The sequence below is a fragment of the Mycolicibacterium celeriflavum genome, assembly GCF_010731795.1.
GTDB lineage: Bacteria > Actinomycetota > Actinomycetes > Mycobacteriales > Mycobacteriaceae > Mycobacterium > Mycobacterium celeriflavum.
In genome coordinates this window covers 4,770,635-4,792,717 of the sequence record NZ_AP022591.1, presented here as the reverse complement: position 1 = coordinate 4,792,717, position 22,083 = coordinate 4,770,635, and the positions used below count along the sequence as shown (strand labels likewise).

The following is a 22,083-nucleotide window of genomic DNA, read 5'->3' as shown; positions in this document are numbered from 1 at the left end:
ATCCCTGCTGCGTGGCACCGTCAGCGTCGCACTGCCGCTCCGGACGTCCATCGGACGCCATCGCCGATGCGCATTTCGCTGACGGTGAACCCGTTCGCGGCGCCGTACTCCAGGGCTTCTACAGGCAATTCCGACGACGTGCTCAATGCGAGCACCGACGGCCCCGCCCCGGACAACACCGCTGCCACGCCACAACGTCGCAAGACGCGCAGGTATTCCGCCGAGGCGGGCATCGCCCCCGCCCGTTGCGGCTGGTGCAGCACATCCTCGGTGGCCGACATCAGAAGATCGGGCCGCTCGGTGAGCGCTACCACCATCAACGCCGCCCTGCTCACGTTGAACCGCGCATCGGTGTGGCTGACCTTCTCCGGCAGCAATACGCGGGTCTCGGCGGTCGACGAGCGCTCGGGCGGAATCGCGGTGAACAGCCGGATGTCGCTGTGAATGCGGATCGGCGCGGCCGCGAAGTGCGGCGCAGGCTCCTCGGCGTCGGTCCACGACACCACGCCGCCGCCCAACACCGCCGCGGAAGCGTTGTCGGGATGGCCCTCGAATTCCGAGGCCAACTGGATGAGATCCCGCTCCGCCAGCGGACTCGAACCAGCCTGTACCGCAAGGCCGTTGACGACAGACAGGCCGCCGACCACGGCCGCCGCGGATGAACCCAGCCCGCGCGAATGTGGAATGTCGTTGCGACACCACACCGCCATCCCGGACACGCTGATGTCGAGCGCCTGCAAGCCGCGCCGGATGGCCCGCACCACCAGATGGGTGTCGTCCAGCGGCACATGGCCTGCGCCCTCGCCCTCGACTTCGACGGTGAGGCCGGAATCAGTTGTCTCCACGACGATCTCGTCGTACAGGCTCAAGGCGAGGCCGAGGCTGTCGAACCCCGGACCGAGGTTGGCACTGGAGGCGGCCACCACGGAGGTGGCCGTCAGCGCGGGCGGCAGAACACGGGTCACCGGCTAACCCAGCCCCAGCTGCTCGGCGACGGCGACAGGATCCACGGGCACCGCGATGACCGTCGGCATGTCCTTCAACGCGGTGTCCGGGTCCTTGAGCCCGTTCCCGGTCACCGTGCACACGACTGTCGAACCCTTGGCCACCCAACCGTCCTCGATCGACTTGAGCAGACCGGCGATGCTGGCCGCCGACGCGGGCTCGACGAACACACCCTCGCTCTCTGCGACCAGGTGGTAGGCCGCGAGGATCTCGTCGTCGGTGGCAGCCAGGAATCGACCGCCGGATTGCTGCTGCGCCGCCACGGCGGTATCCCACGACGCGGGCGAACCGATCCGGATCGCGGTAGCGATGGTCTCTGGTCTGCTGACCGGTTCTCCGAGCACGAGCGGCGCCGCACCGGCGGCTTGCGTCCCCAGCATGCGGGGAAGACGGTCCGAGATCCCGTCGCGGTGGTATTCGGTGTAGCCCTTCCAGTAGGCGGTGATGTTGCCCGCGTTGCCGACCGGAAGTGAGTGCACGTCGGGCGCGGCACCCAGGGCGTCGACGATCTCGAAGGCCGCGGTCTTCTGTCCTTCGATGCGGTACGGGTTGACCGAGTTGACCAGCGACACCGTCGGAAAGTCGGCCGTGAGCTTGCGCGCCAGTTCAAGACAGTCGTCGAAGTTGCCATCGACCTGGATGATCTTGGCGCCGTGCATGACCGCCTGCGCCAACTTGCCCATCGCGATCTTGCCCTGCGGCACCAGGACAGCACAGGTGATACCCGCCCTGGCCGCATAGGCCGCGGCCGACGCCGAGGTATTGCCCGTCGATGCGCACAACACCGCCTTCTGCCCGCGCGACACCGCTTCGGTGACCGCCACGGTCATGCCGCGGTCCTTGAACGAGCCGGTGGGGTTCAGGCCCTCGACTTTCAGATGCACTGTGCAGCCGGTGTATTCGGAGAGCCGCGCCGCAGGCAGCAGCGGAGTGCCGCCCTCGCGAAGTGTGATCGGCGTCCAGCCGTCTTCGATCGGCAACCGATCGCGATAGGCGGCGATCAGGCCGGGCCACGGCTGGTGCACTGCCGACGACGGTACGGTACTCATTCGCTGGTTCCCTCCATGCGGAGCACGCTGTTGATGCTCTGCACCACATCGAGATCCGCCAACGCCGCCACGGTCTCCGACAGCGCCGCGTCGGTGGCCTGATGGGTCACCACGACGATGCGTGCACCACAACGCTGACCGCCCTCGTCCACCATGCCCTCCTGGCGCACCTCGGCGATACTGACGTCCCGCTTGCCGAATTCGGCTGCCACGGCGGACAGCACACCGGCGCGATCGGCGACGTTCATGTTCACGTAGTAGCGGGTCGGGATGAAGCCGATCGGTGCGATCGGCAACTTGGCGTACTTCGATTCGCGGGGCCCGCGGCCGCCCTGCACCCGGTTGCGGGCCGCCATCACGAGATCGCCCATCACCGCAGAGGCGGTGGGCGCACCGCCGGCTCCCTGGCCGTAGAACATCAGTCGGCCGGCGGCTTCAGCTTCGACCACCACCGCGTTGAAGGCGCCGTTGACGGCGGCGAGCGGATGTTCCAGTGGTACCAGCGCCGGATAGACCCGCGCCGAAACCCGTTGTTGTCCTTCGTCGCCCGTGAGCCGCTCGCAGATGGCCAGTAGCTTGATGGTGCAGCCGAGCGCTTTTGCGGATTCGAAGTCGTCGGTGCTGACCTTGGTGATGCCTTCGCGGTAGACGTCGTCGGCGGTGACTCTGGTGTGGAAGGCGATCGAGGCGAGAATCGCGGCCTTGGCCGCGGCGTCGTATCCCTCGACGTCGGCAGTCGGGTCGGCCTCGGCGTAACCGAGGGCGCTCGCGTCGGCCAGCGCACTCGCGTAATCGGTGCCGGTGCCGTCCATCTCAGAAAGGATGTAGTTGGTGGTGCCGTTGACGATGCCCGCGACGCGCACCACGGAGTCCCCCGCCAGCGACTGGGTCAGCGGACGGATGACGGGTATCGCACCGGCCACCGCGGCTTCGAAATACAGGTCCACACGGGCGGTTTCGGCGGCCTGGGCCAATTCGCCGGTGGACACCGCCATCAACGCCTTGTTGGCGGTGACCACCGATTTGCCCTGCTCCAGAGCCGACAGGATGGCCTTGCGCGCGGGTTCGACAGGTCCCATCAACTCGACGACGATGTCGACGTCGTCGCGGGAGACGAGTTCTTCGACGTTGTCGGTGAGCATGTCGACCGGGACCCCCCGGTCGTCGGCCACCCGGCGGACGCCGACGCCGCGAAGCACCAATGGCGCGCCGATGCGTGCGGCGAGGTCGTCGGCGCTCTCCTCGATGATGCGCGCCACCTGGCTGCCGACATTTCCCAGGCCGAGCAACGCTACGCCGACGGGCTTGTCGGGGTCGGTCATGGTTACCTCACTTCCAGACTCAGCAGATCGTCGACCGTCTCCCGGCGCAAGATCAGGCGGGCCCGCCCGTCGCGCACGGCCACCACAGCGGGACGACCGATCAGGTTGTAACGGCTCGACATCGAATAGCAGTATGCGCCGGTCGCCGCGACGCCCAAGAGGTCGCCGGGCTCGATGTCATCTGGCACCCAGGTATCCCGCACCACGATGTCGCCGCTCTCGCAATGCTTTCCGACGACACGGCCGAGTGCCGGCGCAGCGTCGGTGACCCGAGAGACCAGTCGGACGTCGTATTCCGCACCGTAGAGCGATGTCCGGATGTTGTCGCTCATTCCACCGTCCACGCTGACGTAGCGGCGGTGCGCGGTCGGGCTGATGGCGACATCTTTGACGGTGCCGACCTCATACAGCGTGATCGTACCGGGGCCCGCGATGGCCCGGCCCGGCTCGACCACCAGCCGCGGTGCGGGCAGACCGACGGCAGCCGACTCGTGGCGCACGATCGCCTCGAGCTTGGCCGCGAGGTCGGCGATCGGCGGCGGATCGTCCTGGGGCAGGTACGAGATGCCCAGTCCGCCACCGAGGTCGACAATCGACATCTGGGCTGTCTTGTCGACGCCGAACTCGGCGACCACGTCACGCAGCAGGCCGATCACGCGGTGCGCGGCGATCTCGAAACCGGCGACGTCGAAGATCTGTGACCCGATGTGGCTGTGCAGGCCTTTGAGGCGCAGATGGTCGGCTTCGAAGACCCGCCGCACGGCATCCATCGCCGCACCGCTGGCCAGTGACAACCCGAACTTCTGGTCTTCGTGCGCGGTGGAGATGAATTCGTGGGTGTGGGCTTCGACGCCGACGGTGACACGGATCAGGACGTCCTGTACGACGGCGGCGGCACCGGCGATCGCGTCGAGCCGCTCGATCTCGGTCACCGAGTCGACCACCACGTGCTCGATCCCAGCCTCGACCGCAGCCGTCAACTCGCCAATCGATTTGTTGTTGCCGTGCAAGGCGATTCGCGCGGCGGGGAAGCCGCCATTCAAGGCGACGGCCATCTCGCCACCGCTGGCCACGTCGAGCGAGAGGCCCTCCTCGGCGATCCAGCGGGCCACCTCGGTGCACATGAATGCCTTGGCGGCGTAACGCACGTTCTCGCCGCCGCCGAACGCGGCGGCGATCTCGCGGCAGCGTGCGCGGAAGTCGTCCTCGTCGACCACGAACGTCGGGGTGCCGAACTCCGCGGCGATGTCGGTGACCGGCACGCCGCCGATCGACACCACACCGGCGCCGTCCCGAACGGTGCTGCGCGGCCAGACATTCGGCGCCAGCAGCAGGAGCTCCGCAGGCGACTGCGGGCGTGGCGGAGCACCGCCGTGGTGTACCTCTTCGGCATGCCGGGGACCGGCGGGATGGGCGATCACATGCGCTCCGGAGCCGAGACGCCGAGGATACCCAGCCCGTTTGCGATCACCTGGCGAGTGGCCTGACACAGTGCCAGGCGCGCGGCGTGCAGTTCGTTCGGCGCCTCGTCGCCTTGAGGTAGCACGCGGCAGGAGTCGTAGAACCGGTGGTAGTCACCGGCCAGATCCTCGAGGTAGCGCGAGACGCGGTGCGGTTCCCGCAGGGAAGCAGCGGTTCTTAGCACCCGGGGGAACTCCCCCAGGTTGCGGATCAGCGTGCCTTCCTTGTCGTGGTTCAGCAGCTGCAGGTTCGCGGTGCCGGGCACGACGCCCAGTTCGGCGGCATTGCGGGCCAGAGCGGACAGCCGCGCATGCGCGTATTGCACGTAGTAGACCGGGTTCTCGTTCGATGCCGACGACCACAGTTCGAGATCGATGTCGATCGGGCTGTCGACCGAGGACCGGATCAGCGAGTACCGGGCGGCGTCGACGCCGATGGCCTCGACCAGGTCGTCGAGCGTGATCACCGTGCCCGCCCGCTTGCTCATCCGGACCGGTTGTCCGTCGCGGACCAGGTTGACCATCTGGCCGATGAGCACCTCCACCGTGGCCGGGTCCTCCCCCAGCGCAGCCGCGACCGCCTTGAGCCGGGCGATGTAGCCGTGATGGTCGGCGCCGAGCATGTAGATGCACAGGTCGAACCCGCGCTCGCGCTTGTCGAGGTAGTAGGCGATGTCCGCGGCGATGTAGGCCGGCGCACCGTCGCGCTTGATGACGACGCGGTCCTTGTCGTCACCGAAGTCGGTGGTACGCAACCAGATTGCGTCGTCCTTCTCGTAGATGCTGCCCGCGTCGCGGAGCCGTGCGATGGCCTGCTCGACGCGTCCGGACGTGTGCATCGAGTCTTCGTGCGTATAGACGTCGAAGTCGGTGCCGAAGTCGTGCAACGACTGCTTGATGTGGGTGAACATGAGGTCGACGCCGATGGCGCGGAACGTCTCACGCATCTCGCTCTCGGAGAGGCTCAGCGCGTCGGGTTCCTTGGCGAGCACAGCGGCGGCGATGTCTTTGATGTAGTCGCCCGCATAGCCGTCGTCGGGAGTCGGTTCACCCTTGGCCGCTGCGATCAGCGAGTTGGTGAACCGGTCGATCTGCGCGCCGTGGTCGTTGAAGTAGTACTCGCGTACTACTCGGGCGCCCTGGGTCGACAGCAGCCTGCCGAGCGCGTCGCCGACCGCGGCCCACCGGGTGCCGCCGATGTGTATCGGGCCGGTGGGGTTGGCCGAGACGAACTCGAGGTTGATGTCCTGACCGCTGAGCGCGTCGGAGTGGCCGTAGTCAGCCCCGGCCGCGAGAACGTCGGTGACGATGACGTTCTGCGCCGACGCCTCGAGGCGCAGGTTCACGAAGCCGGGACCCGCGACGTCGGCAGCAGCGATGCCGGCATGCTCGGCCAGCGCGGTGGCCAGCCAGCCGGCCAGCTCCCGCGGGTTGGCGCCGACCTTCTTGCCGACCTGAAGCGCGAGGTTGGTGGCGTAGTCACCGTGGTCAGGATTGCGCGGACGTTCGACGGTGACCGTTTCCGGCAGCGCTGACGTGTCGAGTCCATGCTCGGCCAGCACCGCGGCGGCGGTGGTCTTGAGCAGGTCGGCCAGATCGGCGGGGGTCACGAGGGTCCATCCTATGGTCTTGGGTGGTCAGCCCCCGAATCCGTTTCCGGTGACCCGAATGCGTTAGGCTGTGCAGGCCCATCGGCGCCGACTCTCGTGCGCCCCCGTAGCTCAGGGGATAGAGCGTCTGCCTCCGGAGCAGAAGGCCGCAGGTTCGAATCCTGCCGGGGGCACAAAGCAAATTTCTTCAGTGAGCCGAGCCGTGTTGTCGGCAACATCGGCACAGTTGGCCAAGTCATGGGCAGGCGGAGCCAGCCTCGGGCAGGCTGAAGTGATGACGGGCGATGGCGAGCTGGTCGACGCGGTCACCGGTCTCGCTGCGGCGCTGGAGCGAACTACGTTTCCGCTGCCGACGCCGTCGTCGTGGACGGCCGAGCGGGACCGCCGTGAATTGACTGGGCAGATGGCCGACTACCTGATCCCCCGGCTGCAGAGCATCGATGCCCCGCTCCTTGCGGTGGTCGGCGGGTCGACAGGAGCCGGCAAGTCGACACTGATCAATTCGCTGGTCGGGGCGGAGGTCTCTGCCGCGGGAGTATTGCGGCCCACCACCCGGGGCCCGGTAGTCGTGTGCCACCCGTCGGACCTGCCGTGGTTCGCCAACGACCGGATCTTGCCCCAGTTGCCCCGGTCTTCAGGCCCGGATGGGCTGCGGCTGGCGCCGCATCCAGGCATCGGCCCCGGCCTCGCGCTGCTCGACGCGCCCGACATCGACAGCGTGGTGAGCACCAATCGCGAGCTGGCGGCCACCCTGCTCGCCGCCGCTGACCTGTGGATCTTCCTGACCACCGCCGCCCGGTACGCCGACGCGGTGCCGTGGCAGATGCTGCGCACGGCACGTGATCGCGGCACGGCTGTCGCCATCGTGCTCAACCGCTGCCCTCCAGAAGCGCTGAACGATGTGAGCCGGCACTTGTCGGACATGCTTGCAGCGGGTGAATTGAGCGGCGCGCCGCTGTTCGTGATCGCGGAGCAGGCGCTGCGTCATGGGCGGTTGAAAGACAAGGCGATCGCCCCCATCCGCTCCTGGCTGACAGGCCTGACCGCTGACGCGGAGCAGCGTGCTGCGGTGGTTCGCTACACGTTGGACGGAGCGCTGCACAGTCTTTCGCCGCGGACCTACACGTTGGCCGCGGCCGCCGACGATCAGGCCGATGTGCGCAGCCAGTTGGAATCATGCGTCTCGTCCGCGCACGACGGCGCGCTGGAGCGGGTGGAGTCGGCCATCCGCGATGGTGCTCTGCTCCGAGGCGAGGTCCTGGCCCGCTGGCAGGACGTGGTAGGGACGGGCGAATTCCTTCGCAGGCTCGAGTCGAGGGTTGGCCGAATTCGAGATCGCATGGTGGCCGCGGTGACTGGGCGCTCCACGCCGGTCGAGGAATTGGGATCGGCGTTGGAGACCGGCATCGCTGCCGTCGTTGTGGCGGCGGTGGAGGACGCCGCGGAGCAGTCGTACGGCTGCTGGGCTCGGCATGAGGCCGGTGCACGGCTGCTGACCGACGAGCTGGCGCGACCTGCCCCGGGGCTGGCAGAGGCGGTCGAGCGGCTGGTCCGCGACTGGGAGGACTTCGTGCTGGGACTCGTCCGAACGGAAGGCGCGTCGAAGCGGTCCAGCGCCCGATTGGCCTCGTACGGAGTCAACGGTGCCGGGCTGGTGGTGATGCTCGCCGTGTTCAGTCAGACGGGCGGGCTGACCGGCGCGGAGGTGGGGATTGCCGGAGGTACGTCGGTGGCCAGCCAGAAGGTGCTGGAGGCGATCTTCGGAGAGCAGGCGGTCCGCGGATTGGCTCGGCAAGCCAGGGACGACCTATTGGCCCGAGCGGGCACATTGTTGGCCCGCGACGCAGACCGGTATCGCCATGTGCTGGATTCGGCGTCGCCGATGGTGTCCGGTGACGAGCTGCGACGTGCAGCCGATCGGGTTGCGGCGGTGCTGACGTGACGCTCACCGACCGATTGGCGGCGCTGTCGTCGGTGGTCAGCCTCGGCGCGGGTCGGCTGCCCGAGGAGGTGCTCGACGACCTGCACCGCCTCGACCAGCGGGCGGGAGCCAGGCTGCGCCTGTCCGGGGAGTACACCGTGGTCGCACTGGCCGGAGCAACGGGCAGCGGAAAATCCTCTCTGTTCAACGCCATCACTGGGGCGCAATTGGCCACGGTCGGTGTCCGGCGTCCGACGACGTCGGCCACCCAGGCCGTTGTTTTCGGACCCGACGGCGCCCAAGAACTGCTGGATTGGCTGGAAATCGGCAATCGCCGACACGGCGGCGCGTCCGCTCCCGGGTTGTCCGGGCTGGTGTTGCTCGACCTTCCCGACCACGACTCCGTCGAGTCGTCCCACCGAGCCGAGGTGGATCGGTTGGTTCGTCTCGTCGACGCGTTCGCTTGGGTGCTCGACCCGCAGAAATACGCCGACGCGCTGCTGCACGACACGTATCTGCGGCCTTTGGCGGCGCACCGCGACGTCATGGTCGTGGTCCTCAACCAGTCCGACCGGCTGAGCGATGACGAGCTGGCCGCCTGCATGCGTGATCTCGACCGCCTGCTCGCTGACGACGGCCTGGCCGGCGTGCCGACGCTATCGACGTCGGCGGTTACGCCGGAGGGTGCGGCGCCGCTGCGCGAATTCCTGGTGTCGACCGTGGCGGTCCACCGGGCGCGGACTGCGCGGGTCAGTGCGGATCTGGACTCGATGGCTGCTCGCCTCGCGCCGTTGATTCCTCAGCGGCGAACGGAGCCCGCACTGCTCGACGCGGAGCGACAATTGGGGACCGCGCTGGCTGCGGCCGCCGGCGTGCCGGCAGTGGTCGGCGCCGTCGGTCAGGCATATGAGCGGCGGGCACTGGCCGCGGTCGGGTGGCCGCCGCTGAGCTGGATCGGGAAACTGCGGCGTGATCCCTTGCGTCGCTTGGGCTTGGGCCAGCCCGTGGAACAGCTGGAAGTGCTCCGCCGCACGTCGCTGCCGTCCGGTTCTGCGGCGTCGCGCGCGGCCGCAGACAGCGCGGTACGTGCGCTCGCCAACACCGCATCGGCCGGGCTGCCGACACCGTGGCCCCGGACGCTGCTCGAAACGGCGAAGTCGCGAGCCGCGGACGTGCCCGATGCCCTGGACAGGGCGGTCGGCGGCGCGGACCTCGGAATGGCACGCCCGCCCCGATGGTGGAGTTTTATCGCGGCAATTCAGTGGGGCCTGCTCAGCGCCGCCGTAGTGGGCGGGGCATGGCTAGGGCTGCTCGCGCTGCTCGCTTACTTGCAAATCGATCTCGACGCGCCTTCGCTCGGGCCCTTCGCTTGGCCGACTGTGCTGCTTGTCGGAGGTCTGGCATTGGGGTTGTTGGTGCGATTGGTGATCAGACCCTTCGTCGCGGTGGGCGCGGCGCGGCGCAGGCGGCGGGCAGCTTCCGAGTTGCGTCGCCGGGTGGACGCAGTGGGGGACGAATTCATTCTGGAACCGCTCCGGGCGGAGCTGTCGGTCTACGGGCAGTTGTCCGACGCGGTTCACCGGCTGAGCCACTGATGCTCACACCGGCAGACTCGTCCCGGTCTCCTTCTCGGCGAATTCCCACAGCTTCCTGGCGTCGTCGTAGTCGCAAGCGACGGCCGCCCGGCCGCTCAACGTCGGACCGCCCTTCAGGCCGTATCTGCTGTCGATCCCCACGTAACTGCCTGGCGGAATGGGTTCGGTGATGCAGTACAGCGTCGGGGCGGCGCCGGCGTCGGCGTCGTTGGCGAGCGCGCTGGCCACCGCCTTGGCCACCGAATGGAAGGCGGCCATCACCCGGGTGTCCGACACGTTGGTCAGGTTCGACGCGACCCAGCCGGGATGCGTCAGGTAGCTGGTGATCGGTGAACCGGCCTCGCGCAGCCGCCGGTCGAGTTCGAGGCCCCACAGCATCACTGCCAACTTCGAGCGCGCATAGGCCGGATAGGCCGACCACTTGCGCGACCGCAGATGCGGGTCGTCGAACGCGATCGTCGCCGCCCTGTGCGCATCGGAGCCGACGTTGATGATCTTGTCCCGCACCCGATCGAACATCAGGTTGGTCAACGCGAACGGGCCCAGAAAGTTGGTGCCGAGCGTCATCTCGAAGCCGTCGACGGTGTCGCTTCGGCCCTGCGCGACCAGGCCCGCGTTGTTGATCAGGATGTCGACGTCGCCGTCGAACAGGTCGGGAAACGCCCGCACCGACGACTGATCGGCAAGGTCGAGCTTGACCACCGAAGTGTCCCCGCCCATCTCCGCCGCACGCTGCGCGCCCAGCTCTAGGTTGCGGACCGCGAGAATGACGTGGGCACCCGCACCCGCCAGCGCCCGCGCCGTCGCAAGGCCGACGCCGTTGGTCGCGCCGGTGACGATGATCCGCTTGTCGCTCAGATTGCCGAGCCGGCTCGGCGACCACTTCGTTGCCACGGACTGAACAGTAGCGACGGCCGCGAGGCGCCGAATCGTTGACATGACACTTTGCGACTGGTTGTCTACCGCTCGATGAGCGACGCCGCCCGCGAGATCGAGAACTTGGTGTACACCTACGCCGAACGGATCGACGCCGGGGACCTGGACGGCGTGGCAGCGCTGTTCGCCCACGGTCGCATCTGCGGCATGGAGGACGGTCCTCCGGAAACCGTGTTCGAAGGCACAACCCGGGTCCGCCAGATGTACGAGATGGCGACCCGCATCCACGACGACGGCACCCCGAAGACCAAACACTTCACCACCAATGTGCGGATAGAGGTCGACGAGGCCGCAGGCACCGCCAGCGCCAGCGCGTACTACTGCGTCACCCAGGCGACCCCCGAACTGCCGCTGCAGGTCATCGTCACCGGCCACTACCGCGACACCTTCCACCGCATCGACGGCGTGTGGTGGTTCGACAGCCGCACCATGTACGTCGACCAAGTCGGCGACACCAGCGCACACCTGAAGTTCTGATCCCGTGCGACATCCCTTCGACGCTGCCGGGCTGATGGCCGCCGCGCAGCAGAAGGAAGGCCTCGAGGATTGGGGGCCGCTGCCCTTCACTGAACCGCTGACGGTTCTCGGCGACAGCTACGCCGCTGCTGACCTCAACGACATCGGCGTACACATCCTGCGCTCGGGTCTGATCCACAGCCTGCGGATGCGACTGCGCGCCCAGGAGTGGATCCGGCGGCATCCAGAGATCACCGACGAGGTCATCGGCGCGCCGATCGTGGTGGTCGGCATGATGCGCAGCGGTACCACGCTGCTGCAGCGCCTGTTGGCCGCCGACGACCGGTTCCACTGCGCCCACGGCTGGGAAGTCGTCGAGGTCGCGCCGAAGTTGGGTTACGACTTCGCCGACCGCGAGGATCCGCGGATCGCCATCAGCGAGCGGCGCGAAGCGACGTCGCGCGAGCACGCACCGGAGTTGTTCTCTATCCATCCGATGTACGCGCGCGAACCCGAGGAGGAGATCGTCTTCCTCTCCGACGCGTTCCTGTCGCATGTGCCCGAGTCGGGAGCGCACGTTCCCGCATACCGGTCGTGGATCGATCACCAGGACTTCGCTCCGGCGTACGACTACCTGCACCGCATGCTGCAGTTCCTGCAGTGGCAGAAGCGCCAGGCGGGCCTGACAGCACCGCGCTGGGTACTGAAATCGCCTGCCCACCTTGGCTATCTGGACATCTTGCGGGCCCGCTTTCCCGACCTGCACATCGTGCACATGCACCGGGACCCGAAGGAAAACATCCCGTCGGGAGCGAGCCTCAACGCGACGCTGCACGCGATGCACGCCGACCGTGTGGACCGCCACCGCGTCGGCGCGGAGTGGCTGCAGCGCATGGGATGGACCAACGACCGCGCCATGGCGACCCGGTCCCGATGGCGCGACGAGTCGGTGCGTTGCACCGACATCGAGTTCGCCGACGCTGTCGCCGATCCGATCGCGCAGGTGTCGCGGGTCTACGACGCGATCGGTGTGCCACTGACTGCCGGCGCGGAGACGGCGATGCGCCGGTGGCTGACCGACCGGCCGCGTGAACTCGCCCGGCCACCGTATTCGGCGTCGGACTACGGCCTCAGTGACGATCAGATCGACGAGCGGTTCGCGGCATACAACGACCGGTTCCGTTGCGGCGCAACCCATGGAAGGACGCGATGACCGAATTCACCGGCGATCCCGTTGCGACGGCCTCGCAGCACGAACAGGAACTGGCGGCACTCGAGCTCACGAACCACCCGACGGTCAAGGCGGCGTACCGCAGCGTCGCCGAGACCTGGCTCGGCCGTGCGAAAGCCTCCGACGCCATGCGCGAGCGCTTCGACGATGCGTTCGCCGAGGTGATGTTCTCCGCCGCGGTGTGGTCGTCGAACCAGGACAAGCTGCGGCCGAAGGTCAGCTGCATCACCCGGCTGGCTCACCCCGTAGCCGGCCGCTCGATACCCGGATCACGCTGGGGCATCGACAATCCCGACAGTGTCTACCGCGTCATCCCGATCTCCGGTGACGAACGTTACGAGATCCACGGCCGCGTCGGCGAGAACCGGATGACCGAGAACTACTTCACGCTGTGGGACGCCAACATGGGCACCGTCGCGGTGCTCAACGGCCGCACCATGGAGGTCGAGGCCGACGGCTCGTTCACCATCAACGTCGACTCCCGGCCCGCCGACGGCAGGACCAACCACGTGCAGACCACCTCCGAAGCGCACGAGTTCTACATCCGCGACGTCCTGCTGCACTGGGACCGCGATGACCCGAACCACCTTGCGGTGCAACGGCTGGGTGGCCAACCGTCGGCACCGGCCAGAACCATTGACGAGCAGGCCGATGCCACCGCGGCGATGATGTCGTACTTCGCGAACTTCACGGGAAAGCTCAGCCACGGTATCTACAAGATGCCGCCGAACCATTTCGACCTCGCATGGTCCGCCGACCGGGTCGGCGCGATGCGCAACCAGGTCTACGTGATGGGCCGGTTCGACCTGAAGCCCGGCGAGGCCTTCGTCGTGGACGTCAGCGACGGCGGCGCCGAATACTTCACCGTCCCGCTGAGCAATATCTGGGGCACGACGCTCGACATCGTCGACCGCACCGGCAGCCTGAACAAGGCGCAGTCGATGCCGAATGAAGACGGCACCTACACCTATGTCATCGCCCCGACCGACCCCGGTGTCGCCAACTGGATCGACTCCGACGGTCTGACCGAAGGCATTCTCACGCTGCGGATGGCCGAGTTCGGCGAGGAGGGTCCCAAGCCGGACCTCGGCGCCCGCGGCCGGGTCGTCGCACTCGACAGCCTGGAGAAGGACGTGCCGACTCTGCGCCGGGTGTCGGCCGCGGAACGCGCCACCGAGCTGGCGAATCGTCGCGCCGCCTATCTGCGCCGGCTACCGGAAGGAACACTGTAGACATGGCCCGCTGGCTGATCACCGGTTGCTCCACCGGCATCGGGCGTGAGATCGCCGCTGCTGCCCTACAAGCGGGGCACTCGGTGGTGGTAACCGCTCGTCGCACCGAGACGGTGGCCGACTTCGCCGAGAGCTTCGGTGACCGCGCGGTGGTCGTCGCGCTCGACGTTTCCGACAAGAGCCAGATCACCGCCGCGGTCCAGCGAGCGATCGACGCGTTCGGTGGCATCGATGTTCTGGTCAACAACGCCGGACACGGATACCTGTCGGCTGTCGAGGAGGGCGAGGACGAGAAGGTCCGCAAGCTGTTCGACACCAACTACTTCGGCGTCGTCGACACCATCAAGGCCGTACTGCCCCAGATGCGCGCCCGCCAATCCGGCCACATCATCAACATCTCGTCGATGACGGGTCTGGTGGCCAATCCGCCGAACGCGTACTACTCCTCGACGAAGTTCGCCCTCGAAGCGTTGACCGAGGCCCTCGCCCAAGAGGTCAAGCCATTCGGCATCCGGGTGACCGCGATCGAACCCGGCGCGTTCCGCACCGACTGGGCGGCCCGCTCGATGTGGGAATCGACAACCCCGATCACCGACTACGACGAGAACGTCGGCGCCCGCAAGACCATGATCAAGGAGTTCGCCAACCACCTGCCCGGCGACCCCCGCAAGGTCGCCGAGGCGGTGTTGATGGTGAGCACGCTCGACGAACCACCGCTGCGGCTACTGCTCGGCCGCGACGTGCTCAAGGCGGTCCGGGACAAGCTGGCCGCATTCTCGGCCTCCATCGACGCATGGGAAGCCGTCACCAAGGATGTGAACTTCCCGAAAGACGCCGCTGCAGAGTCCTGAGGCCTAATGGCCCCACTTCCACGGCTTGTCCCAGTGGCCTGGCGGTGGCACACCCGGAATGTGAGAGATGTGCCCCGGCGACGGGACGAAGTGGCCCGGCGGCGGCGGATCCCACCACCACCACTCATCGTCGGCGACCGCCTGACCTGCACCAAGGCCGACCGACGTGATCCCGAGCGCACCGGCCATCACGGCCCCGGCTGCGATCTTCTTCAGTGTCGTCATCGTCATCGTGAATTCCTCTCGGCTGTCTGCCTCGCCGCTGCATAAAACGCTTGCCGTTGCGTGCAACACGACAAGGCGCTCACGACTTCCCCGACAGTTCCATCGTGCCACCCCGCGCTCCGACCGGCCACCCGCCCCCCGGCCACTACGTCGTGAACTCCTTGGCCACCTCGGCGACTCTGCGCACCTGGTCGATGTCCGAACTCGTCGGGATCAGGTGGATCTCATCGGTGCCGACGTCCTCGAAGCGGTGCAGCACGTCGAGCAGCTCGTTTTCGCTTCCCGCCCATCCCGTCATGGGCGCCATCGCGTCGACGACGTCGGCGGGAATCCAGTTCATGTAGCGCCGCAGATGCCGGTGCACCTGTGCGCGCGGTCCATCGCCGTCGCCCATCGCGAACCAGAACGAGGTGGCCAGGTGTGGCGGGGGCTTTCCCACCTGCGCCCACGCGGTGCGGGCGACATCGAACAGTTCGTTCTGCCGGTCGACGTCGAGATCAAGCGTCGTACCCGCCAACCCGTCCGCCCACTGCGCAGCACTGCGAACCGTCTTCGGGCCGATCGTGCCGACCAGCAGCGTCGGCCCGCCGGACTGCATGGGGCGCGGGCCGACCGGAACGACGGACTCGGTGACCTTCTCACCTGCCCAGACCCGCCGCATCACCGCGACACGGTCGGCCATCCCCCGCATCGTCTGGGTAGCAGGGTCCGCGGCGACCGCACGGTAGTCCTCGGCCCTGCCGCCGACCCCGAGACCGACGGTCAACCTCCCCCCGCACAGCATGTCTCCAGTGGCCAGCGCCTTGGCCAGCATGACGGGGTCGTGCAGCTGCGGAACCACGACGGTCGTCACCAACCGGACCCGATCGGTCCAGGCGGCGAGCGCGCCGAGGAGCGTCAGGGTTTCCGGATTGTCGAACGCGATGCGCTCACCCCAGCACAGTGAGGAGAACGGCCCGTCGTCGATCGCCCGCGCCCATGCCTTGAGCGTGGCGGCGTCGAGGTTGGGCTCCATCACCGGCATCGTCATCCCGATCTGCACGACGGCGATTCTGGCACGGCTGGCAGCATGAGGGGCATGGCGATCACCACCACGTCCATCGCGCACATCCGCTTGACCGTCACCGACATCGAGCGGTCGCGCGAGTTCTACGAAGCCGTGTTCGGCTGGCGCGTCCTGTTCGAGCTCCCCGAAGGCGCCGACGCGGCCACCCGCGACGCGCTGAGCTTCCTGTTCGGCGGCGTGATCTACGACCTCGGCGGCATGCTGGTGGGTTTGCGGCCTGCGGCCACCGACCGCTTCGACGAGAACCGCACCGGCCTCGACCACGTCGCGTTCCGTATGCTCAGCAAGGACGAACTCGATTCCGCCGCAAGGCATCTCGATGATCTCGGTGTCGCCCATGAACCGATCAAGGACATCGGGCCGTCCTACATCCTCGAGTTCCGCGACCCGGACAACATCGCGCTGGAGTTGACCGCCCCCAAGTGACCCGGCCTGAACGGATCAGACCAGCGTGCTGAAGATTTCGGCCACCGATCCGGACCTGACCTTCCGGAAACCGCTGCCTGCCCACACATTCACGCCGTGCGCATCGCCCGCGCGGACTGCTGCTGCGCGCAACGGGCTCGTCAGATAGTGGACCTCGGGGTAGCCGAACGGTGCCTCGGGCTCGTGCTCGTCGATGAACCGGTTGCGCAGTCCGCGCGCGTAACGTCCCGAGAACGCCTTCGTCACAGCGGTTTCGGTGAACGCGTCGTCTTGCAGCGCCCCGCGGTGCACGACGCTACTGCCCGCCTCGTCGGCGAGCAGGAACGCGGTTCCGAGTTGAGCGGCCACCGCGCCGGCGCGCCGCACCCGGTCGACGTCCTCAGCGGTCATCAGGCCTCCGGCGGCGACGACGGGCACGTCGACGGTTTCGATCAGCGAAGCCAGCAGCGCGTCCAACGGGATATCCGACGGCTGCGCGGTCGGGTCGAAGGTGCCGCGGTGCCCGCCGGCCGCCGGTCCCTGCGCAGCCACCGCGTCCACGCCGCGCGCGACCGCCTGCTGCGCCTCGGCCAGCGTGGTCACCGTGCCGACCGTGGTGATACCCGCCGCGCGCAACCTTTGTATCTCCTCGGTGCTGGGCAGACCGAAGGTGAAAGACGCCACCGCGGGCCGCAGGTCGAGCAGGACGTCGAGCTTGGCCGCCCAGGCGTCGTCGTCGAACCGCGGCTCGCCGAGCGTGGTGCCGTAGCGTTCAGCGTCTCGGGCCAGCGCTTCCGAGTAGCGCGCGATCGCCTCCGGGAGGGCCGCACTAGGTTGCGGCACAAAGAGATTGGCACCAACCCGGCCGGACGCCAGCTGCTGCGCCGCGTCGAGACGCTCGGCGAACACCTCGGCGGTCAGGTAACCGGCCGGGACGAAACCCAGACCGCCCGCCCTGGTTGCGGCGGCGGCCAGTTCGGGTGTCGACGGTCCGCCCGCCATCGGCGCCACGACGACGGGGTGCACGAGGTCTCGAAAGTCGAACGTCATGCCTACATCGTGCAACGTTGCCGTCCCGCCGCCGACGGTGGTTGACTGAATCGGTATGGCCATCACTTTCAACCACACCATCGTGGCTGCGCGCGACCGCGAGCAGTCGGCCAGGTTCTTCACCGAGTTGTTCGGGCTGCCGCCCGCCAAAGAGTTCGGCCCTTTCCTGGCAGTGTCCTTGGCGCACGACGCGAGCCTTGATTACGCACAAGTCGGCACCGATGAGGAGATCCGCCCGCAGCATTACGCATTCCTGGTGTCCGAGGACGAGTTCTCCGAGATCTACGGACGTATTCGGGAGCGTGGTCTGCAGCACTGGGCCGATCCGCATGGCTCGCGCCCGGGCGAGATCAACCACAACGACGGTGGTCGCGGTGTCTACTTCCAGGATCCCGCGGGCCATTACCTCGAGATCATCACCCGTCCCTACGGATCCGGTTCCGGCTGACCCGCGACGCTAACTCAACGAGTGGCCGCGCTTGGCCTCTTGACTGCGGTAGTCGTCGGCGAGCTTTCGTACATGCTTGGGTAGCGCATCGGCGGCCACGTCGGCCACGCTGGTCTGCTCGAGCACCGAACGCATGCTTGCCCGCAGCGCCCGCCAGACGTCGGTCAGCGGGGTGGTCGGGCCGGTGTAGGGCAGATCGCCGAGGCCGATGTCTCTGACGCTGGCCAGCGGACCGTCGATACAGCGCAGCACGTCGGCGAGGCTGATGGCCTTCGCGGGCCGGGCCAACTCGTAGCCGCCTTCGCGGCCGCGGTGGCTGCGCACCAGGCGGTCGGTGCGCAGGTCGGAGAGGATGTCGACGAGGAACTGCGGCGGAATGCCCTGCGCCTTGGCCAGATCGTCGGTGGTGACGAGGACACCGTCCTCAGCGGTCGCGAGTTGCACCATCGCGCGGACGGCGTACTCGGCTTTGGCCGACATGCGCATGTGCCCAGTCAATCACGCGTGACGGCCAGCACCGCCTCGGCGAGCTCGGGCCGGCAGACGACGAGGTCGGGCAGCAACGGGTCGGGCCGGTTGTAGATCAGCGGCGACCCGTCGATACGGGACGTGTGCAGGCCTGCAGCGCGGGCGACGGCGACCGGCGCCGCGGAGTCCCACTCGTACTGGCCGCCCGCGTGCACGTACACGTCCGAAAGACCCTGCACGACGGAGGCAACCTTCGCCCCGGCCGAGCCCATCTCGACCAACGTGCCGCCCAGAGCGTCGCGCACCGCGAGCGCGATCGACGGTGGGCGCGTCCGCGACACCACGATCCGGGGCTTGTCGGGGCCAGCGGGTGGTGAGTCGACCGTCGGTGTGGCCAGCGTGACACCTTGCGCTGGAAGGGCGATCGCTCCCGCGACGAGCTCACCGGCCTCCCATAGTGCGACGTGCACCGCCCAGTCGTCGCGGCCAAGTTCGGAGAACTCGCGGGTGCCGTCGAGCGGGTCGACGATCCAAACCCGTGCGGCGCTCAGGCGGACCGGGTCGTCGGCACCCTCTTCCGAGAGCACGGCGTCGTCCGGCCGCTCGGCGGCCAGCGCCTCCATGAGGAAGTCGTGGGATCGCTTGTCCCCCGCCACCTTACGCTCGGCTTCACTCGCCTCGGCCAGCTCCGAACGGACGTCGAGCAGGAGCTCTCCGGCCGCCGTGGCCAGGCGGCCGGCGAGTTCGTGATCGCTCACCGGTGAGATTCCAGGAGCTCGATCACCATCTCGGCGAGCTCCTCGGGGTCGCGGTCGGGAGTCAGGCGCAGATCGGGGTCTTTCGGCCGCTGATAAGGACTGTCGATACCGGTGAAGTGGGTGATCTTGCCCGCGCGGGCTTTGGCGTACAGGCCCTTCGGATCACGGCGTTCGCAATCCTCCAGTGGGGTGTCGCAGAACACCTCGAAGAAATCCAGGCCCGCCTCGGTCGTCACCTGTCTGGCCAGGGCCCGGTGCTCCTCGAGCGGGCTGATCGCCGGCACCAGCACCACCTGTCCGGAGTCGGCGAGGATGGCCGCGACGTGCGCCAGCCGGCGCTGATTCTCGGCGCGGTCGGCCATCGAGAACCCGAGGTCGGCGTTGAGGCCGTGCCGCAGGTTGTCGCCGTCGAGAACGTAAGCGGGAACGCCCTTTTCGATCAGCTTCTGCTCGACCAGCATCGCCACGGATGACTTTCCCGAACCGGACAGGCCGGTGAACCACACGGTCTTGCCCTTGCTCAGTCGGTCCTCGGCCTTGCACAGCGATTCGTGGCGCACGGTGTTGGGGCTCGAGGTGCGCGCGGTGACCTGCGGCAGGATCATCCCCGCCGCGACGGTCCCGTTGGTGTTCGGGTCGATCAGGATGAACGAGCCGGTGGCCGCGTTGCGACTGTACTCGTCGAGCAACAGCGGCTGTTGCGTGCGCAGCGAGATGCGGCCGAGCTCATTGAGTTTGAGCGCGGTGGCTTCCTTGTCGCGGTGCAGCGTGTTGACGTCGAGGCGGTAGTCCAGCGCCGTGACCCTGGCCCGGGTCGTGCGGGTGGTGTGCTTGATCAGGTAATCGCGGCCTGGCTCGAGCGCGGATCCGTCGGCCATCCAGCAGACGGTGGCGTCGAACTCCTGCGTCACTCGCGGCTGGTTGTTCGGTCGCGCGATCAAGTCGCCGCGAGAGATGTCGATGTCGTCGGTGAGGCTGATCGCCACCGCCATCGGTGGAAACGCTTCGTCGACCGGTCCGGCCGGACCCTCGATCGCCGCGATCCGCGACGTCAGGCCCGCGGGCAGCACGACGACGTCATCGCCGACCTTCATCACACCGCCGGCGACAGTGCCTGCGTAGCTGCGGTGGTCGTGGTGCTCCAAGGACTGTGGGCGGATCACGTACTGAACGGGAAAGCGGACGTCGACGAGATTGCGGTCACCGGCGATGTAGACCTCTTCGAGGTGGCTCAGCAGCGGCGGACCCTCGTACCACGGCGTGTTGTCGGATTTGGTGACCACATTGTCGCCGTTGAGCGCCGACAACGGGATCGTCGTCACGTCGTGAATGTCCAGGCGTGCGGCAAAGTCATGGAAGTCGTCGCGGATCTTCTCGAACCGCTCTCTGTCCCAACCGATCAGGTCCATCTTGTTCACCGCCAGCACAATGTGCCGGATGCCCAGCAGCGACGCCAGGAATGCGTGCCGACGGGACTGCTCGAGCAGGCCGTGGCGGGCGTCGACCAGGACGATCGCCAACTGCGCGGTGGACGTACCCGTCACCATGTTGCGGGTGTACTGAATGTGGCCGGGGGTGTCGGCGATGATGAATTTGCGCTTGGGCGTGGCGAAGTAGCGATAGGCGACGTCGATCGTGATGCCCTGCTCGCGTTCGGCGCGCAGACCGTCGGTCACCAGCGCCAGGTCGGTGTAGTCGTGACCGCGTTCCTTGGAAGTGCGCTCCACCGAGGCCAATTGGTCTTCCATGACGGCTTTGGAGTCGAACAGCAGCCGTCCGATGAGCGTGGACTTTCCGTCGTCGACGGAGCCTGCGGTGGCAATCCTCAGCAGCGTCGCGGCGGGCCGCGCGCTCGACGCGGGCCGCTCAGTGGTGCGAGTCATCAGAAGTACCCCTCACGCTTGCGGTCTTCCATGCCGGCCTCGGAGATGCGGTCGTCGGCGCGGGTGGCGCCGCGCTCGGTCAGCCGCGACACCGCCGTTTCGGCGATCACTTCGGCGACCGTCGCGGCGCGCGACTCCACGCAGCCGGTGCACGTGACGTCACCGACGGTGCGGAACCGCACGGTCTTCTCGACGACTTCCTCGTCCTTGCGCGGCTGCAGGTGCTTGTGCACGGCCAGCAGCATCCCGTCGCGCTCGAACACCTTGCGGCGGTGTGCGTAGTAGATCGACGGCAGCTTGATCTTCTCGGCGCCGATGTAGGACCAGATGTCGAACTCGGTCCAGTTCGACAGCGGGAACACGCGGATGTGCTCACCCTTGTTATGCCTGCCGTTGTACAGGTTCCACAGTTCCGGTCGCTGCGCCTTCGGATCCCACTGGCCGAACTCGTCGCGGAAGGAGAACACCCGCTCCTTGGCGCGCGCCTTCTCCTCATCGCGACGGGCACCGCCGAACGCGGCGTCGAACTTGTTCTCGCGAATGGCCCGCAGCAGCGTGACGGTCTGGATCGGATTGCGCGACGGGATCGTCTCGACCACGCGGCCGGCGTCGATGTCGTCCTGCACCTTGGCCACGACCAGTCGTACGCCGAATTCTTCGACGAGTTCGTCGCGGGTCTGCAGCACCTCGTCGAAGTTGTGGCCCGTGTCGACGTGCATCACCGGGAACGGCAACCGGCCGGGGCGGAACGCCTTCAGTGCGAGATGCAGCATGACGATGGAGTCCTTGCCGCCGGAGAACAGCAGCACGGGCCGCTCGAACTCCGCGGCCACCTCGCGGATGATGTGGATGGCCTCGGCTTCCAGGGAACGCAGGTGAGTGAGCTCGTAGCGCCCTGCGCTGAGTTGTTCGGTGGTGCTGACCGCGGTCATCGTTTCCTCGTAAAGTTGGTAGGACTGACCATATTTATGACCATTGCCCGCTATTAGACACTGGGGTTGCGTCCGCTGTCAACGCTCCGCCCCTCCTGCCCGACGTCCTGCCCGACGTCCTGCGCGACCTCCTGCGCTACCCCCTGCGCGAGCGGGCGTGTTTGCACACGACACGCCGCG

At 67.6% G+C, this 22,083-nt stretch carries 21 protein-coding genes and 1 tRNA gene; 9 read left to right on the top strand and 13 right to left on the bottom strand.

Annotated features, from left to right (window positions below; translation table 11 throughout):
• Nucleotides 1-20: 20 nt before the first annotated feature.
• The 5 genes from thrB to argS are packed head-to-tail and all read right to left on the bottom strand — an operon-like array spanning nucleotide 21 to nucleotide 6,446.
• A complete protein-coding gene (gene thrB / locus G6N18_RS23040; RefSeq protein WP_067224913.1) occupies nucleotides 21-965 on the bottom strand; it encodes a homoserine kinase in 945 nt (314 codons plus the stop codon).
• Between the two features lie 3 nt (nucleotides 966-968).
• Complete coding sequence (gene thrC / locus G6N18_RS23035; RefSeq protein WP_067224914.1) at nucleotides 969-2,054, bottom strand: threonine synthase; 1,086 nt, start codon at nucleotides 2,052-2,054, stop codon at nucleotides 969-971.
• Nucleotides 2,051-3,376 carry a homoserine dehydrogenase gene (locus G6N18_RS23030; protein WP_067224915.1) on the bottom strand — a complete coding sequence of 442 codons (1,326 nt, stop codon included), beginning with the start codon at nucleotides 3,374-3,376 and terminating at the stop codon, nucleotides 2,051-2,053. The genes thrC and G6N18_RS23030 overlap by 4 nt, the downstream gene beginning before the upstream one ends.
• Nucleotides 3,377-3,378: 2 nt before the next feature.
• On the bottom strand, nucleotides 3,379-4,797 hold the full coding sequence (lysA, locus tag G6N18_RS23025; protein ID WP_083005656.1) for a diaminopimelate decarboxylase: 1,419 nt from the start codon (nucleotides 4,795-4,797) through the stop codon (nucleotides 3,379-3,381).
• Complete coding sequence (gene argS / locus G6N18_RS23020) at nucleotides 4,794-6,446, bottom strand: arginine--tRNA ligase (RefSeq protein WP_083005658.1); 1,653 nt, start codon at nucleotides 6,444-6,446, stop codon at nucleotides 4,794-4,796. Before argS ends, lysA begins: the two co-directional genes overlap by 4 nt.
• Nucleotides 6,447-6,546: 100 nt before the next feature.
• Between argS and G6N18_RS23015 the strand changes: the two genes are divergently transcribed.
• The 3 genes from G6N18_RS23015 (at nucleotide 6,547) to G6N18_RS23005 (ending at nucleotide 9,962) form a co-directional block, all read left to right on the top strand.
• Nucleotides 6,547-6,619, top strand: a tRNA-Arg gene (locus G6N18_RS23015).
• A 101-nt stretch (nucleotides 6,620-6,720) separates the two neighbouring features.
• Complete coding sequence (locus G6N18_RS23010; protein ID WP_083005660.1) at nucleotides 6,721-8,388, top strand: GTPase family protein; 1,668 nt, start codon at nucleotides 6,721-6,723, stop codon at nucleotides 8,386-8,388.
• Entirely contained in the window at nucleotides 8,385-9,962 is a 1,578-nt protein-coding gene (locus G6N18_RS23005; protein WP_083005662.1) for a GTPase, read from the top strand. The genes G6N18_RS23010 and G6N18_RS23005 overlap by 4 nt, the downstream gene beginning before the upstream one ends.
• Nucleotides 9,963-9,965: 3 nt before the next feature.
• Here G6N18_RS23005 and G6N18_RS23000 read toward each other — a convergent pair whose 3' ends face one another.
• A complete protein-coding gene (locus G6N18_RS23000) occupies nucleotides 9,966-10,901 on the bottom strand; it encodes an SDR family NAD(P)-dependent oxidoreductase (RefSeq protein ID WP_083005665.1) in 936 nt (311 codons plus the stop codon).
• 30 nt (nucleotides 10,902-10,931) lie between these two features.
• Here G6N18_RS23000 and G6N18_RS22995 point away from each other — a divergent pair, with 30 nt between their 5' ends.
• From G6N18_RS22995 to G6N18_RS22980, 4 genes are read left to right on the top strand one after another with little or no spacing between them, the layout of a single operon-like run.
• Nucleotides 10,932-11,375: a nuclear transport factor 2 family protein gene (locus G6N18_RS22995; RefSeq protein ID WP_083005668.1), complete on the top strand. Its 444-nt coding sequence runs from the start codon at nucleotides 10,932-10,934 to the stop codon at nucleotides 11,373-11,375.
• Between the two features lie 34 nt (nucleotides 11,376-11,409).
• Nucleotides 11,410-12,567, top strand: coding sequence for a sulfotransferase family protein (locus G6N18_RS22990; protein WP_083005670.1), 1,158 nt, complete (start codon nucleotides 11,410-11,412; stop codon nucleotides 12,565-12,567).
• A complete protein-coding gene (locus G6N18_RS22985) occupies nucleotides 12,564-13,817 on the top strand; it encodes a hypothetical protein (protein ID WP_083005750.1) in 1,254 nt (417 codons plus the stop codon). Before G6N18_RS22990 ends, G6N18_RS22985 begins: the two co-directional genes overlap by 4 nt.
• Before the next feature lie 2 nt (nucleotides 13,818-13,819).
• Nucleotides 13,820-14,668: an oxidoreductase gene (locus tag G6N18_RS22980; RefSeq protein WP_083005673.1), complete on the top strand. Its 849-nt coding sequence runs from the start codon at nucleotides 13,820-13,822 to the stop codon at nucleotides 14,666-14,668.
• A 3-nt stretch (nucleotides 14,669-14,671) separates the two neighbouring features.
• On the opposite strand, the gene G6N18_RS22975 is transcribed toward G6N18_RS22980, so the two are convergent.
• Together G6N18_RS22975 and G6N18_RS22970 are read right to left on the bottom strand one after the other, a co-directional pair.
• Complete coding sequence (locus tag G6N18_RS22975; protein ID WP_234783725.1) at nucleotides 14,672-14,899, bottom strand: hypothetical protein; 228 nt, start codon at nucleotides 14,897-14,899, stop codon at nucleotides 14,672-14,674.
• A gap of 139 nt (nucleotides 14,900-15,038) precedes the next feature.
• Entirely contained in the window at nucleotides 15,039-15,923 is an 885-nt protein-coding gene (locus G6N18_RS22970; RefSeq protein WP_067224940.1) for an LLM class flavin-dependent oxidoreductase, read from the bottom strand.
• A 48-nt stretch (nucleotides 15,924-15,971) separates the two neighbouring features.
• On the opposite strand from G6N18_RS22970, the gene G6N18_RS22965 reads away from it, so the two are divergent.
• The gene (locus tag G6N18_RS22965) at nucleotides 15,972-16,385 is read left to right on the top strand and encodes a VOC family protein (RefSeq protein WP_083005676.1); all 414 of its coding nucleotides are present in this window, start codon (nucleotides 15,972-15,974) and stop codon (nucleotides 16,383-16,385) included.
• 15 nt (nucleotides 16,386-16,400) lie between these two features.
• On the opposite strand, the gene G6N18_RS22960 is transcribed toward G6N18_RS22965, so the two are convergent.
• Entirely contained in the window at nucleotides 16,401-17,414 is a 1,014-nt protein-coding gene (locus G6N18_RS22960) for a nitronate monooxygenase (RefSeq protein ID WP_083005752.1), read from the bottom strand.
• Nucleotides 17,415-17,469: 55 nt separating this feature from the next.
• On the opposite strand from G6N18_RS22960, the gene G6N18_RS22955 reads away from it, so the two are divergent.
• Complete coding sequence (locus G6N18_RS22955; protein WP_067224925.1) at nucleotides 17,470-17,862, top strand: VOC family protein; 393 nt, start codon at nucleotides 17,470-17,472, stop codon at nucleotides 17,860-17,862.
• 9 nt (nucleotides 17,863-17,871) lie between these two features.
• Here the strand turns inward: G6N18_RS22955 and G6N18_RS22950 are convergent, their stop codons facing one another.
• The 4 genes from G6N18_RS22950 to cysD are packed head-to-tail and all read right to left on the bottom strand — an operon-like array spanning nucleotide 17,872 to nucleotide 21,903.
• Nucleotides 17,872-18,348 (bottom strand): Rrf2 family transcriptional regulator, encoded by a 477-nt coding sequence (locus G6N18_RS22950; protein ID WP_083005679.1) that lies wholly within the window; start codon nucleotides 18,346-18,348, stop codon nucleotides 17,872-17,874.
• Nucleotides 18,349-18,356: 8 nt separating this feature from the next.
• Entirely contained in the window at nucleotides 18,357-19,088 is a 732-nt protein-coding gene (locus G6N18_RS22945; protein WP_083005682.1) for a 3'(2'),5'-bisphosphate nucleotidase CysQ, read from the bottom strand.
• The gene (cysN, locus tag G6N18_RS22940) at nucleotides 19,085-20,971 is read right to left on the bottom strand and encodes a sulfate adenylyltransferase subunit CysN (RefSeq protein WP_083005686.1); all 1,887 of its coding nucleotides are present in this window, start codon (nucleotides 20,969-20,971) and stop codon (nucleotides 19,085-19,087) included. Before cysN ends, G6N18_RS22945 begins: the two co-directional genes overlap by 4 nt.
• Entirely contained in the window at nucleotides 20,971-21,903 is a 933-nt protein-coding gene (cysD, locus tag G6N18_RS22935; RefSeq protein ID WP_067224929.1) for a sulfate adenylyltransferase subunit CysD, read from the bottom strand. Before cysD ends, cysN begins: the two co-directional genes overlap by 1 nt.
• Nucleotides 21,904-22,083: the final 180 nt, after the last annotated feature.

Bases quoted from the DNA above. Each gene is read 5' to 3' on its own strand.
- thrC (WP_067224914.1), bottom strand. From the start codon at position 2,054: ATGAGTACCGTACCGTCGTCGGCAGTGCACCAGCCGTGGCCCGGCCTG.
- G6N18_RS23030 (WP_067224915.1), bottom strand. From the start codon at position 3,376: ATGACCGACCCCGACAAGCCCGTCGGCGTAGCGTTGCTCGGCCTGGGA.
- G6N18_RS23010 (WP_083005660.1), top strand. From the start codon at position 6,721: ATGACGGGCGATGGCGAGCTGGTCGACGCGGTCACCGGTCTCGCTGCG.
- G6N18_RS23000 (WP_083005665.1), bottom strand. From the start codon at position 10,901: ATGTCAACGATTCGGCGCCTCGCGGCCGTCGCTACTGTTCAGTCCGTG.
- G6N18_RS22995 (WP_083005668.1), top strand. From the start codon at position 10,932: ATGAGCGACGCCGCCCGCGAGATCGAGAACTTGGTGTACACCTACGCC.
- G6N18_RS22990 (WP_083005670.1), top strand. From the start codon at position 11,410: ATGGCCGCCGCGCAGCAGAAGGAAGGCCTCGAGGATTGGGGGCCGCTG.
- G6N18_RS22985 (WP_083005750.1), top strand. From the start codon at position 12,564: ATGACCGAATTCACCGGCGATCCCGTTGCGACGGCCTCGCAGCACGAA.
- G6N18_RS22980 (WP_083005673.1), top strand. From the start codon at position 13,820: ATGGCCCGCTGGCTGATCACCGGTTGCTCCACCGGCATCGGGCGTGAG.
- G6N18_RS22975 (WP_234783725.1), bottom strand. From the start codon at position 14,899: ATGACGATGACGACACTGAAGAAGATCGCAGCCGGGGCCGTGATGGCC.
- G6N18_RS22970 (WP_067224940.1), bottom strand. From the start codon at position 15,923: ATGACGATGCCGGTGATGGAGCCCAACCTCGACGCCGCCACGCTCAAG.
- G6N18_RS22965 (WP_083005676.1), top strand. From the start codon at position 15,972: ATGGCGATCACCACCACGTCCATCGCGCACATCCGCTTGACCGTCACC.
- G6N18_RS22960 (WP_083005752.1), bottom strand. From the start codon at position 17,414: ATGACGTTCGACTTTCGAGACCTCGTGCACCCCGTCGTCGTGGCGCCG.
- G6N18_RS22955 (WP_067224925.1), top strand. From the start codon at position 17,470: ATGGCCATCACTTTCAACCACACCATCGTGGCTGCGCGCGACCGCGAG.
- G6N18_RS22950 (WP_083005679.1), bottom strand. From the start codon at position 18,348: ATGCGCATGTCGGCCAAAGCCGAGTACGCCGTCCGCGCGATGGTGCAA.
- cysN (WP_083005686.1), bottom strand. From the start codon at position 20,971: ATGACTCGCACCACTGAGCGGCCCGCGTCGAGCGCGCGGCCCGCCGCG.
- cysD (WP_067224929.1), bottom strand. From the start codon at position 21,903: ATGACCGCGGTCAGCACCACCGAACAACTCAGCGCAGGGCGCTACGAG.